The 12,402-nt window shown below is 74.0% G+C and carries 9 protein-coding genes; 7 read left to right on the top strand and 2 right to left on the bottom strand.

Annotation, left to right across the window (positions count from 1 at the left end; genetic code table 11):
• The first annotated feature begins 177 nt into the window (after positions 1–177).
• Both ESG85_RS23875 and ESG85_RS23870 read left to right on the top strand, forming a co-directional pair.
• Positions 178–5,574 (top strand): trypsin-like peptidase domain-containing protein, encoded by a 5,397-nt coding sequence (locus tag ESG85_RS23875; RefSeq protein WP_128982572.1) that lies wholly within the window; start codon positions 178–180, stop codon positions 5,572–5,574.
• A 92-nt stretch (positions 5,575–5,666) separates the two neighbouring features.
• Complete coding sequence (locus ESG85_RS23870) at positions 5,667–6,770, top strand: trypsin-like serine peptidase (RefSeq protein WP_128982571.1); 1,104 nt, start codon at positions 5,667–5,669, stop codon at positions 6,768–6,770.
• Between the two features lie 108 nt (positions 6,771–6,878).
• Here ESG85_RS23870 and ESG85_RS23865 read toward each other — a convergent pair whose 3' ends face one another.
• Entirely contained in the window at positions 6,879–7,580 is a 702-nt protein-coding gene (locus ESG85_RS23865) for an HAD family hydrolase (RefSeq protein ID WP_246095246.1), read from the bottom strand.
• A gap of 152 nt (positions 7,581–7,732) precedes the next feature.
• On the opposite strand from ESG85_RS23865, the gene ESG85_RS23860 reads away from it, so the two are divergent.
• The 5 genes from ESG85_RS23860 to ESG85_RS23840 all read left to right on the top strand — a co-directional run bounded on the left by ESG85_RS23860 (position 7,733) and on the right by ESG85_RS23840 (position 11,202).
• A complete protein-coding gene (locus ESG85_RS23860; RefSeq protein ID WP_128982569.1) occupies positions 7,733–8,305 on the top strand; it encodes a carboxymuconolactone decarboxylase family protein in 573 nt (190 codons plus the stop codon).
• Between the two features lie 278 nt (positions 8,306–8,583).
• The gene (locus ESG85_RS23855) at positions 8,584–9,045 is read left to right on the top strand and encodes a GreA/GreB family elongation factor (RefSeq protein WP_128982567.1); all 462 of its coding nucleotides are present in this window, start codon (positions 8,584–8,586) and stop codon (positions 9,043–9,045) included.
• 106 nt (positions 9,046–9,151) lie between these two features.
• The gene (locus ESG85_RS23850) at positions 9,152–9,850 is read left to right on the top strand and encodes a DNA polymerase ligase N-terminal domain-containing protein (protein WP_181019092.1); all 699 of its coding nucleotides are present in this window, start codon (positions 9,152–9,154) and stop codon (positions 9,848–9,850) included.
• 16 nt (positions 9,851–9,866) lie between these two features.
• Complete coding sequence (gene ligD / locus ESG85_RS23845; RefSeq protein ID WP_128982565.1) at positions 9,867–10,790, top strand: non-homologous end-joining DNA ligase; 924 nt, start codon at positions 9,867–9,869, stop codon at positions 10,788–10,790.
• 16 nt (positions 10,791–10,806) lie between these two features.
• Positions 10,807–11,202 (top strand): hypothetical protein, encoded by a 396-nt coding sequence (locus ESG85_RS23840; RefSeq protein WP_246095245.1) that lies wholly within the window; start codon positions 10,807–10,809, stop codon positions 11,200–11,202.
• Positions 11,203–11,267: 65 nt separating this feature from the next.
• Here the strand turns inward: ESG85_RS23840 and ku are convergent, their stop codons facing one another.
• Complete coding sequence (gene ku / locus ESG85_RS23835) at positions 11,268–12,389, bottom strand: non-homologous end joining protein Ku (protein WP_128982561.1); 1,122 nt, start codon at positions 12,387–12,389, stop codon at positions 11,268–11,270.
• Between the last annotated feature and the right edge of the window lie 13 nt (positions 12,390–12,402).

The following is a 12,402-nucleotide window of genomic DNA, read 5'->3' as shown; positions in this document are numbered from 1 at the left end:
CACGATGACGGCCTGGGGCCGCGCAATGTCGGACTGGGGCGGCGCGGCGCGGAGGAGCGCGGCCGGAGCCGGTGCGCGGGCGCCCGCAGCGATTGCGGGTGCCCGCGCCCGGCGGGACGATGACAGCAGCGAGCAGGTGTGTCCCCATCGGCGCAGGGACACCCGGGCAGGTGCGTCATGCCGCTCACCGAGACGGAGTGGGGCCTCGTCACCCGCTGGGTGCGGGACCATCTCCTCGACGATCCCGATCCCCGGTCCAGGCTGCTCCGCACCCCCCTGACCACGGACTTCGTGGCGGATCTCCCGCTGACTCCGGACCGCGACGCCAACGCCCGGGTCGTGGTGGGCGCGGCACGACGGGACATCACGCACCAGCGCAGGCTCCTCGACGCGCTGGCCCGGCTTGACGTCCTCGACCGGCTCGACGCGACCGACGCCGTGGGGCGCGGCATGGAGGTACGGGCGCTGCTCGGCCGGCTGCGCGAGGACGAAGAGGCACGGCACGGGGCGCGGGACCCCTACGAGGCGGTCGTCCTGCGGCACGGCACCGAGGTGTTCATCGACCGTGCGGAGCTGCGCCGCACGCTGCGCGGGTTCGTGGCGGACCCGGAGCAGACGGTGCTGGTGGTGGACGGCGAGCCGGGCAGCGGCCGCTCGTACACGTATCGGCTGATCCGGCATCTGGGGCAGCACAGCGGGTTCCGCCCGGTGCGGGTGACGCTGACGCGGACGTCGACGGCGGAGCGGCTCGTGGCGCGGCTCTGGGAGTTCGTGGCGGGCCCGGAGGCCGACGGATTCCCGTTGAACCCGACACGGTTGAACGATCCACTGCCCACGATCGACGACGCGGTGCACCGGATCGTGAGCCGGGCGACGGCCGCCGAGGACCGGTTCTGGCTGGTGCTCGACGAGTGCGACGCACTCGACCCGAACTCGGACGTCTTCGACTGCGTCGGCAAGCTCGCGCTCGCGATCTATGAGCACACGCCGGTGCGCAAGGAGACCGTGCCGCGCCTGGTGCTGCTCGGCTACTCCACCACCCTGCACCAACTCCCGTACGACATACGGCTGAACGAGTGTCACGACACGGCGGTCCCGGCCGGTCCCGACGAACTGCGTGACTTCTTCGACCGGTTCTTCCGCGAGACCTCCGGCGTTCCCGACGCCGAGCTTCCGCCCGGGCTCGTGGAGAGGACCGTGACGGAGGTGCTGCGGGCGGTCGACTCGGCCGATCCCGGCGAGAGTTACATGCGGCGGCTGTGCACGGCGGTGGAGGAGGCGGTACGGATCCATCTGCGCCTGGGGCCCGGCGAGGACTTCGCCGACCGGCTCAGGACCGGGCTGCGCTCCCCTGCGGCGCCCGTCGTGGCCGCCCTGCCCGAGCTGCGCCGCGCCTACCGGGAGGCCGCGTGCCTGCTGGACGCGTTCGACCCTATGGAGCTGCGGCTGCCCGGCGAACGGGAGGCGAGCGGCCGGGCCGCCCTGGAACTCGTCGACGACTGCACGGCGCTCGCCACGCCGCAGCGCTCCGTGCGGTGGGTGCTGACCCCGGAGGTCCGCACGGAGACCCTGCGCGGCCTCGCGGGCCCCTCGGCCGCCCGCGCGGCCCTCGCCGCCAACGCCGGCACCCTGCCGGCGGACGCGGGCGTGGAACGCGCCGCACTGGCCCTGCTGGCGGAGACGGAGGCGCGGGGCGGCGCGCCGGACGGGGCGGCGACGCCCGCCGGCGGCGTACCGGACACGGCGGCCGTCCCCCCGTCCGGCTCCGCGGCCGTCCCCCCGCCCGGCTCCGCAGCCGTCCCCACGCCCGCCACCGCGGCGGACGTCCTGCTCGCCGACGCCGACGTGGAGAGGCTGTCCGACGTCCTTCAGGCGGTGCTCTGGCTGGAGCAGGTGCCGGGAACCGCGGGACTGTTGCCGACCGTCGAGGACCTGCAGCGACGGCTGGAGCGGGCCCGGCTGCTCCAGCCGTTGCGCCTACTCGTCCGTGACACCATGCACGGACGTTCGCGTGAACTCGACGCGCTGCGCGCCTACATCGCGCTGCCGACCGAGCCCGCCGAGCCGCCCGTGCTGCTGCACGGCATCGGCGGCGTGGGGAAGAGCACCCTGCTCGCCCGCTTCCTCCTCGACAGCCTGCGCGAGGCCGCTCCCGACGGATTCCCCTTCGCCTACATCGACTTCGAGCGCCCGACGCTGTCGATCCAGGAACCGGCCACCGTCATCGCCGAGTCGGCCCGGCAGCTGGGCATCCAGTACCCGGACCACCGGGAGGCCTTCGACTCGCTCGCCGACCGGTGCGGCGTGACCGCCAGCGTCCAGCGCGGCGAGCGCAACGAGCTCGACGAGCTGTCGCGGCTCTCCGCGACCCGCGCCACCTACGGCCGCGACTACTCGGCCGGATTCCACGCCCGGGCCAGCGCCCGCGAGCAGGACCTCGCCCGCGAGCTGGCGAACCTGGTCGCCAAGGCGGCCGCCCCGCCGCCGGGCACGATGGAGCCGCCGCTGGTCATCGCGGTCGACTCGTTCGAGGAGGCGCAGTACCGCGGTTCGCCGCTCATCTCCCGCATGTGGGCGGTGTGGACGGCGCTGCGCTCCGCGTACCCGCGGCTGCGGTTCATCGTGACCGGCCGGGCGCCCATCGACCACCCGGCCCGGGTCCTGGCACCGCGCACCATGGAGCTCGGGGACCTCGACGAGCAGGCCTCCGTGGACCTCCTGATGTCCTCGGGCGTCGACGACGAGGCCGTGGCGCGCAGTCTGTACGCGCAGGTCGGCGGCCATCCCCTGAGCCTCAGGCTCGCCGCCCGTACCGCGGTCTCGCTGGGCGAGGACGCCGACTCGCTGGGCGAGCTGCTGCGCGGTCTGACGCCGCGGCGGCGGCTGCACAACAGCGTGGACCAGATGCTGATCCAGGGCACGCTGTACGACCGGCTGCTCAAGCACATCGCCGACCCGGACGTCCGGGCGCTCGTCCAGGCGGGCCTCGCGCTGCGGGTCATCACGCCGGAGCTGGTGCGCGAGGTGCTCGCGGAGCCCGCCGGGCTCGCCGAGCCGACCGTGGCGGAGGCGGGGCGGCTGTTCGGGCTGCTGACCTCGCGACTGGACCTGATGGAGTCGGCGGGGCCGCGGACGATCCGGCACCGGCCCGACCTGCGCTCGATCATGCTGCGGCTCTCCGACGGCGCGCGGACCGATCTGATGCGCGCGGTCGACACCCGCGCGGTCGCCTGGTACGCGGCCCGCGACACCGTCCGCGACCGGGCGGAGGAGATCTACCACCGGCTGCGGCTCGGCGAGAACCCCCGTACGGTCGAGGCGCGTTGGCTGTCGGGCGTGGAGCACCATCTGGCGGGCGCGGAGCGTGACATGGCGCCGCGTTCGGCGGCCTTCCTGCTCGGCCGGATCGGCGGACACGTACCGGACCAGATCATGGCCGAGGCCGACCAGGAGGACTGGGAGCGGATCACCGCCCGCGAGGTGGAGGACCTGCTCACCCAGGGCTATGTGGAGGCCGCCGCGCAGCGGCTCGCCGAGCGGCAGCCGTGGACACCGTGCAGCAGGCTGCACGCCCTGCTCGTGGAGACCCGGGCGCGTTCGGGGCGGGCGGAGGACGCGCGGGAGACGGCCGAGCGGGCGGTGGACCGTGCGGAGGAGGCCGGCTGCGCGGAGACCCGCCTGGAGCTGCTGCAGCTGTCCGCGCGGCTCGCGCAGGACGCGGGCGACTTCGCCGACGCCGACCGGGACCTCCAGGAGGCGGAGGCCGTGGCGGCGGGGCTCGGGCTGCCCTACGAGTCGATCGGCGTGCTCGTGGCCCGGTCCCGGCTGGCCGCCGCCGCGAACACGAACTCGGAGGAGACGGACGCCCGGCTCGCCCGGCGGCTGCGCGGACTCGCCGACGAGGACCTCGCCCGGCAGCCGGCGCTGGCCCGCGCGGCGGCGGTCTCGGCCTGCCGGGTCGACCCGCCGGCACTCGCGCGCACGCTGCGCCTCGTGGGGCTGCCGGAGGACGACGAGGCGGTGGTCTCGGCGCTGGCCGGCTGGTTCGACACGGCGATGGCCGAGGAACCGCAGCTGCGTGAACCCCTGGCCCGCATCCTGGAGTCGGCCGCGGCGGGCGCCCGGGCGACGGGCCGCGGGGCGGCGGGCGCGTCGGGCATCGTCGCCCCCGCTCCGCCGATGCCGCCCGACCAGGTCGAGCAGGCGCTGCGGGAGGCACGGCGGCACGGCACCCTGGACAGCCTGGCCTGGCGGGCGCTGACGCTCGAGGACCGCAGCGGCGATCTCCTTCTGGGCGTGGCCGCCGCCGTCGACGCCGGCTCGGCGCTGCGGGACCGCGGCAGCGGCCCGGGATACGGGCCGGTGCCCGGCGGCACGGACCTGGTGGGGCTCACTCCGCCGCCGGACCAGGCCGAGGCGGCGTGGCGGGACGAACCGTACCTGTCGTCCGACGGGTTGCTCGGCGTGGAGAACGCGGCCATGGAGGCGGGCCTCGCCGACCGGGCGCTGCGCGGCCGACTGTTCGCGGGCGTCAAGGAGCACTTCTGGATGGCGCTGCTGCCGCAGCCGACGCCGTTCCGTCAGCTCCAGTCCGACCTGCGGACGATGAACCGGGTGGAGCGACTCTTGGAGGGCGAGGTGCCGCTGGAGCTGTGGCTGCGCAACGCCATCGGGCTGGCCGCCGACCTCGGCGCGGTCGCCGTCTTCCAGCGGGCCCTCGACCATGTGGTGCGGGACGCGGCGGGCGAGCCGGAGCTGCCGGACGAGTTCCTGTCCGCGGAGTTCAAGGAGGAGATCGTCGTCCGGGACGACATGGTGCCCTTCGAGTTCCTGTACGAGGGCTTCGTGGCCGGCGCGGCCGTCGCGCGGGTCACCGTGCCGCCGTACGAGTCGGGGCGACAGCTCCATCCCTCGTACCCGCACGTCGGCACCGGCTGGCTGATCGCACCGGGGCTGCTCGTCACCAACCACCATGTGGTGAACGCCCGCAACGGCATCGGCGGCGGCCGCAAGCGGGTCGCGGAGGAGGACCTCCAGCTCCAGGTGCGCAACTCCCGCTCGCGCTTCGACTACGGCGCCGACCAGGCCGAGACCGAGGAGGCCACGGCCGCCGGTCTCGTCGCCTGGGACGAGGAACTCGACTACGCCGTCCTGCGCCTGACGGCGGCACAGCCCGAGCGGATGGTGCTGCGGGTGGCGACGGCGCCGTGCGAGACACAGGGGAACGCCCCGCAGGCGGTCAACATCATCCAGCATCCCAAAGGCATGCCCAAGCGGGTCGCACTGCGCAACAACCTGGTGTACCAGGCGGACGAGAAGAACCTCGCCTACTTCACCGACACGCAGGGCGGTTCCTCCGGCTCGCCCGTCTTCACCGACCGCTGGACGGTCGTCGCCCTGCACCGCGGGGCGCGCCGGGTCAGCGACCTCGACTACCAGGGACGGACGACGGCGGTGGTCAACGTCGGCACCCAGATGAGCCGGATCCTCTCCCATCTCCGGGAGCACGCACCCGAGTTGTACGAGGAGATCATGACGGCACAGGCGGCGCTGCCGCACGAGTCCGAGCTGTGACGGACGGCGGTCGGCGAACACGGCCGGCGGACACGGCCGGCGGACACCGTCGCCGGACGACAGACGAGGGTGACAGGTGGAGGTGACGGGAGATGCGCTACGGATCACGCAGCGGCTCGCACAGCGGCTCGCCGGTCGCGACCGGCCCCGAGCAGGTCTTCGGTGACCTGGGCGAGGTGGCCGCGCGGGTGCGTGGCCGGCTCGAACAGGAGCTGGTGATCCAGGAGTCCGCCGAGGAGCTGCCGCCCGGCGTCGCCCCGGCCGCCGAGATCGGCCGGTTCGCCCAGGAGGAGCGCGCCCGGGTCCTGGAGTCCGGTGTGACCGGTCTGGAGAAGCTGGCCGAGGGCCGGGCGGAGGAGATCGACGAGGACGAGTACTTCGGGGTGGAGGCGATCGTCCTCCTGGAGGGCCGCCCCGCCATCCTGGTGCAGGGACAGGACTTCGCCTCGCAGGAGGGTGACTGGTCGGTGCTGGACGCCGGCCGGGACTCGATCCGCGAGTCGATCGCCCGGGTGGGTCGGGTGGAGGTCACCGGGCACCACAGTCTGGACTGGATCGGCACGGCCTTCGTGGTGGGGCCGGAGGCGGTCATGACCAACCGGCACGTGGCGGCCGAGTTCAGCCGCGCGGAGGACGCCGGCTGGACCTTCCAGGAGGGCATGACGGCCCGGGTCGACCCCGGCGAGGAGCTGCCCGCGCACCAGGCGCCGGGACCGGTGCCGTCCGCCGGCCCGCTGCCGTACGAGGTCACCGAGGTGATCGGGATCCATCCGGACGTGGACATGGCGCTGCTGCGGATCGCTCCGCCGGACGGCGAGCCGCTGCCGACGCCGCTGGCGCTCGCCGCGGACGCCCCGGCGAGCCTGCCCGGCCGGCCGGTGTACGTCGTCGGCTATCCGGCCTGGGACGGGCGACGCAACGAACCCGAGTCGATGCGGCGGATCTTCATGGACATCTACAACGTGAAGCGGCTGCAGCCGGGGACGGCCACCGAGTTCACGCCCGGCGGCCTGGTGATGCGCCACGACTGCTCCACCCTCGGCGGCAACAGCGGCTCCCCGGTCTTCGACCTCACGGACCACCGGGTACTCGGCCTCCACTTCGGCGGCCGCTACCGGATCGGCAACGTGGCCGTGCCGTTGTGGGAGCTGGTCGACGATCCGCTGCTCGCACAGGCCAAGGCCAACTGGGTGTGAGCAGCGCGCCCCGGCGCGCTGCTCACGGGACGAGGGGCGCACGGAGCGAGGGGCGCACGGAGCAAGGGGCGCGCAGGACGAGGGGCGCACGGGGCGAGGGGCGATCGGCTACGCCGCGTCGCCGAGCAGCCCGAAGACCGGGAGCAGCCCGTGCGGGCGGCGGTCGACGGGCAGGTGGTCGACGAGGTGCACCCGGGCGCCGAGCACTTCGGCGCCGCCGTCGGCGCGGCGGTCGTCGCCGACCATCAGGGTCTCCGCCGGGGTGAGGCCGAGTCGTTCGCACGCGAAGCGGAAGATGGCGGGATCGGGCTTCTGGACGCCGACCTCGAAGGACAGGGCGTAGACGTCGACCCAGTCGTCGAGGCCGTGGGCGCGGAAGACCGGGCGCAGGTCCCAGCCGATGTTGCTGACCACGGCGACCGAGACGCCGCCGCGGCTCAGTTCGCCGAGCGTGCGGGCGGTGTCGGGGTACGGGTGCCAGGCCTCGGGGCACTTGTGGCGCTCGTAGAGGGCGTCGGCGAGCACGGGGTCGGTGACCCCGGCCTCGTGGATCAGCGCGGTGTACGCGGCGCGGTGCCGCTCGGCGTCGAGGTCGCGCTCCCGCCAGAGCTTCTCCAGCCGTGCGGGCACCCGTGCCGGTGACGGCCCGCCGGGCAGGGCGCCGTAGTGGGTGAGCCGTTCCACGGTGTGGGCGAACTCGTCGCCGGAGAGCCGGACGTCGGCCCGGGCGAGGACGGCGTCCAGCCAGTGGGCGATGGACTCGACGCGCAGCAGGGTGCCGGAGAAGTCGAACATGACGCCTTTGATCACCCCTCGATCGTAGAGCGCCTCGCCGGGAACGCCCGTAACGACTCAGGCGTTATACCCCTCAGGGGTATACGGAGACTCCGCGGTCGTGATGACTGTGGTGTCACTGATGCCTGTGGTGCGACTGATGACTGTGGTACGACCAAGGAGGCAAGGTGCGACGACTGACCGCGCTCGAACCCGGACAGGCGACCGGCAAGGCGCGCGAACTGCTCGCCGACATCGTCGAGCGGCACGGCTCGGCCGGCGAGATGGTGTCCACGATGGCCCACTCGCCGGCCGTCCTGGAGGGCTATCTGAGCCTGTCCCGGGCGATGAAGCGGGTGAAGATCCCGCGGCCGCTGAGCGAGAAGATCTCGCTCGCGGTCCAGGAGTGGATCGGCTGCGGCACCTGCCGCGAGGCGCACGTGGCGGCGGGCCGCGCCGCAGGTCTGACGGAGGACGACATCGAGCTGGCCCGCCAGGGCACGTCCACGGACGCCCGCGAGGCGGCGCTCATCGCCGTCGCCCTGCGCGTCCTCGCCGAACCGGGCGCGCTCTCCGACGAGGACGTCGCGGAGCTGCGGGCGCACGGCTGGAGCGACCGGATCATCGCCGAGCTGGTCGGCGTGGTCACCCTCAACCTCCTGACCGGTGCTTTCAACCTGCTGGCGGGCATCCAGCCGGAACCGGCGGAGGAGACGGGAGAGGAGAAGGAGAAGGAGGAGAAGGTGGCGACGGGCGCCTGACGGGCGGGGTGCCGGTCGGGGCGACGGGCGGGATGCCGTTGGGATGGCGGTTGGGATGGCGGTCGGGGCGACGGGCGGGATGGCGGTCGGGTGAGCCCGGTGGATCACCGCCTCACGGTGCGCACCGCTCCCGCCGCGCCCGCACCGCCCACCGGGGCCCACACCGCCCGCCACCGGATTGCCCGGTCTCGTGCCCGGTGCGGTAATGGAAGCGCGCCGGTCCTTCGACCGTGCGTCCACCGGTGACAGCGAAGCGCAGCCAGGAGCAGGGAGCAGGTATGACCGACGGTCCGGAGCCCATCAGTGCCGACGGCCTCCGCGCACTCCGGCAGGAGCTCGCCGACCTGCGGGCCGAACGCGGGGCGGTGGCCGGCACCCTGCGCGACGGGGACGCGGTCGGCGACCGGGCCGACGAGGCCGACGAGCTGCGGCGGGCCGACGAGCTCGATCGCCTCGACCGGCGGATCGAGGCGATCGAGGCGCGCCTCGGCGAGGCCACCGCCGCACCCGCACCCTCCGCCGTTCAGGTGGGCATGGGCAGCACGGTCACCGTGCGCTTCGAGGACGGCGGCGAGTCGACCGTCCACCTCGGCGAACTCGCGGACGCCGACGACCCCGCCCTGGTGACCTCGGACAGCCCGTTGGGCTCCGCGCTGCTCGGCCGCCACGCGGGCGACAAGGTCACGTACCGGACGCCCGGCGGCCCGATGAGCGCGGTCGTGGTGTCCGTCGGCGGCTGAAGCCCCGGGCGCCGCGGGGCGGAGTCCGTACGGGTCGGGAGTAGTGACCCGGTCCCGGGGTAGCCGCCCGGTGACGGGGTCGATCCCACGCCGTGAGGAGGAGACCGTGGGTCCCACGCGTGCGCTGAAGGAGTACCACCGCCGCCGGGACTTCTCCCGGACCACCGAGCCGAAGGGCGGGGCCGCGGCGGCGGCGCCAGGCGAGCCGCCCTCGTTCGTCGTCCAGATCCACGACGCGACGGCGATGCACTTCGACTTCCGGCTGGAGGTCGACGGGGTGCTGCGTTCCTGGGCCGTGCCCAAGGGCCCGTCGGCGGATCCGCAGGACAAGCGCCTCGCCATGCCCACCGAGGACCACCCGCTGGAGTACCGCGACTTCGAGGGCGTGATCGCGCCCGGCGAGTACGGCGCGGGCACCGTCATCGTCTGGGACGAGGGCACGTACCGGAACCTGTCGGAGGACCGGCGCGGCCAGGAGGTCCCGTTCGCCGAGGCTCTGGACGGCGGCCACGCCTCGTTCTGGCTGGAGGGCCGGAAGCTGCACGGCGGCTACGCGCTGACCCGCATCCGCGGCGACGGCTCGGACCGCGAGGCGTGGCTGCTCGTCAAGCGCGCCGACGGGCGGGCCCGGGCGGCGGACGGCGGCACCGGCGGAGGCACCGACCCGCACCGCGCCAGATCGGCCCGCACCGGCCGCACCCTGCGCCAGGTCGCCGACGACGCCCACACCGGCCGCGCCGGCACGGCCGGGAGCGGGAACGGCCGTGGCCACGGTCACGGCCACGCGAACGGGGAGGCAGCATGAGCGACGGGGAGGAAGCATGAGCGCGGCGACCGACACGGCGGCAGCCGTCCGGGTCGGCGGGCGCACGGTCGAGGTGCCGCGGCCCGACAAGGTGCTGTTCCCCGCGGACGGGCTGACCAAGGCCGACCTGGCCGACTACTACCACCGAGTGGCGCGGCGCATGGTGCCGCAGCTGCGCGGCCGGCCGCTGATGCTGGAGCGCCACCCCGACGGCATCGACGGCCCCGGCTTCCTGCAGAAGGACGTCCCCGACCACTTCCCGGACTGGCTGACCCGCGCCGAGCTGCCGAAGGCGGACGGCACCGTCACGTACGCCCTGTGCGACGACGCCGCCTCGCTGGTCTATCTGGCGAGCCAGGCCTGTGTGACCCCGCACCGCTGGCTCTCGCGCGCCGACCGCCCCGACCACCCCGACCGGCTGGTCTTCGACCTCGACCCGCCGGGCGACGACTTCGACTCCGTGCTCCGGGCCGCCCGCCGGCTGCGCGCGCTCCTCGACGACCTCGGGCTGCCCTCACTGCCGATGACGACCGGCTCGCGCGGACTGCACGTCGTCGTGCCGCTGCTGCGCCGGGACACCTTCGACGAGGTACGGGCCTTCGCCCACGACGTCGCGGACGTGCTCGCCGCCCGCCACCCGGACGAACTGACCACCGCGGCACGCAAGAAGGAGCGCCGCGGGCGGCTGTACCTGGACGTCCAGCGCAACGGCTACGGCCAGACCGCCGTCGCCCCCTATGCCGTACGGGCCCGCCCGGGCGCGCCGGTCGCGGCTCCGCTGGACTGGGCGGAGCTCGACGAACCCGGCCTCACCGCACGCCGCTGGACCGTGCGGGACGCGGCGGAACTGCTCGACCGCGAGCCCTGGCGCGACGCTCCGCGCGGGCACTCCGCCGCGGCGGCCCGGCGGCGGCTCGCCGAGCTCGGCGAAGGCGGGTGAGGACACCGTGACGCGGGTGACCGTCGAGGGCACCGAGATCGTGGTCCGGCTCGGGCCGCGCGAGGCGCTGGCCGCCCGGCGGCGTACGATCCGGCTGCCCGTCTCCGCGCTGCGTGCCGTCGGCGTCGAGAACAGCTGGTGGCGCGTGCTGCGCGGCGAGGCGGCCCGCGGTGTCTGGTTGCCGGGCCGCTGCGTGGGCGAACGGCACGGCCCGCCCGGCACGGACTTCGTCGCGGTACGGGCCGAGACCCCGGCCCTGCAGATGGACCTGGGTCCGGCGTCGAGGTACGCCCGCGTGGCGGTGTCGGTCCCGGACCCGGAACAGACGGAACGCGCCCTGCGCCCGTATCTGCCGGAGGACGCGGTGGAACCCGCGGAGGCCGAGGAGCCGGACAAGCCCGACACGCCGTGACACCGCCCGCCCCGTGACACCCCCGCACACCGCCCGCCCCGTGACACCGCCGCCGCCCCGGCGCTCTAGGCGGCGGTCTGTTCCCGCTCCGCACGTTCCAGGGCCTTGATCAGCTCCTCGCGCTTCATGTGCGAGCGGCCGGGGATGCCGGCCGCCGAGGCCCGCTCGTACAGCTCGGCCTTGGTCAGCTCCGCAAGCCCGGCCTCCTTGCCCCTCCCGGACTCCTTGCCCTTGCCCTTCGTCTTCGCCTCGCCCTTCGTCTTCGCCTCGCCCTTCGTCTCGCCCTTCGCCTTGTCCTTGTCCTTGGCCTCGTCCTTCTCCCTCCCCTTCCCCTTCTCCCTCTCCTTCCCCTTCTCCTGCCCCTCGCCCTCCTGCTCCCTCTTGCCCTGCTCTCCCCCGCTCCTCCTGCCCCGGGCCCGTTCGACGCTGGCGCGCAGGGCCTCGGTCAGGTCGATCACGTTGGTGGCCTCGGCCGCCGGCTCGGCCTTCTCGACGGTCTCGCCTGACTGCTTCGCCTTGATCAGCTCGGCGACCCTGTCGCGGTAGGTGTCGTGGAACTCCTCCGGATCCCAGTCCATCGCGAGCGTCTCGACGAGTTGCTCGGCCATCCGCATCTCCTTCGCGCCGGCCGCGGTCCGGGAGCCCGGCAGGTCGGGGACCTCCTCGCGGGGGTTCCGGATCTCGTCGGCCCAGTGCAGGGTGTGGAGGGTGAGGATGCCGTCCTCGGACTTGAGGGCGACGAGGTACTCGCGGCCGCGCATCACGAAGGTGGCCACGCCGGCCCGGTTGGTCTTCGCCAGGGCCCGCTCGAGCAGGGCGTAGACCTTGGCGTAGTCCTTGGACTTCGGCCCCAGGTAGTAGGTGCGGTCGAAGAAGATCGGGTCGATGGCGTCCAGGTCCACGAAGCCGCTGATCTCCAGCGCCTTCGAGCGCCCGGGCGCGATCTCGTCGAGCTCGTCGGGTTCGACGAGGACGTACTCGTCGCCCGCGTCGAAGCCCTTGACGACGTCGTCGAGCTCGACCTCCTCGCCGGTCCGCTCGTTCACCCGCCGGTTGCGGATCCGGTCGGAGGTCCCGCGCTGCAACTGGTGGAACCGCAGCGTGTGCGCGGAGGTGGCGGTGTACAGCCCGACGGGAACGCTGACCAGCCCGAAACTGAGCACCCCGGTCCATATCGGTCTGGCCATCCCGCTCACCACC

The sequence above is a fragment of the Streptomyces roseicoloratus genome, assembly GCF_004117935.1.
GTDB classification, from domain to species: Bacteria; Actinomycetota; Actinomycetes; order Streptomycetales; family Streptomycetaceae; genus Streptomyces; species Streptomyces roseicoloratus.
The sequence above is the reverse complement of the archived record's forward strand: the minus strand, read 5'-3'. Positions and strand labels throughout refer to the sequence as shown.

Coding starts and splice junctions, on each gene's coding strand:
- ESG85_RS23855 (WP_128982567.1), top strand. CDS start 8,584: ATGACCGACGGTCCGGAGCCCATCAGTGCCGACGGCCTCCGCGCACTC.
- ku (WP_128982561.1), bottom strand. CDS start 12,389: ATGGCCAGACCGATATGGACCGGGGTGCTCAGTTTCGGGCTGGTCAGC.
- ligD (WP_128982565.1), top strand. CDS start 9,867: ATGAGCGCGGCGACCGACACGGCGGCAGCCGTCCGGGTCGGCGGGCGC.
- ESG85_RS23875 (WP_128982572.1), top strand. CDS start 178: ATGCCGCTCACCGAGACGGAGTGGGGCCTCGTCACCCGCTGGGTGCGG.
- ESG85_RS23870 (WP_128982571.1), top strand. CDS start 5,667: ATGCGCTACGGATCACGCAGCGGCTCGCACAGCGGCTCGCCGGTCGCG.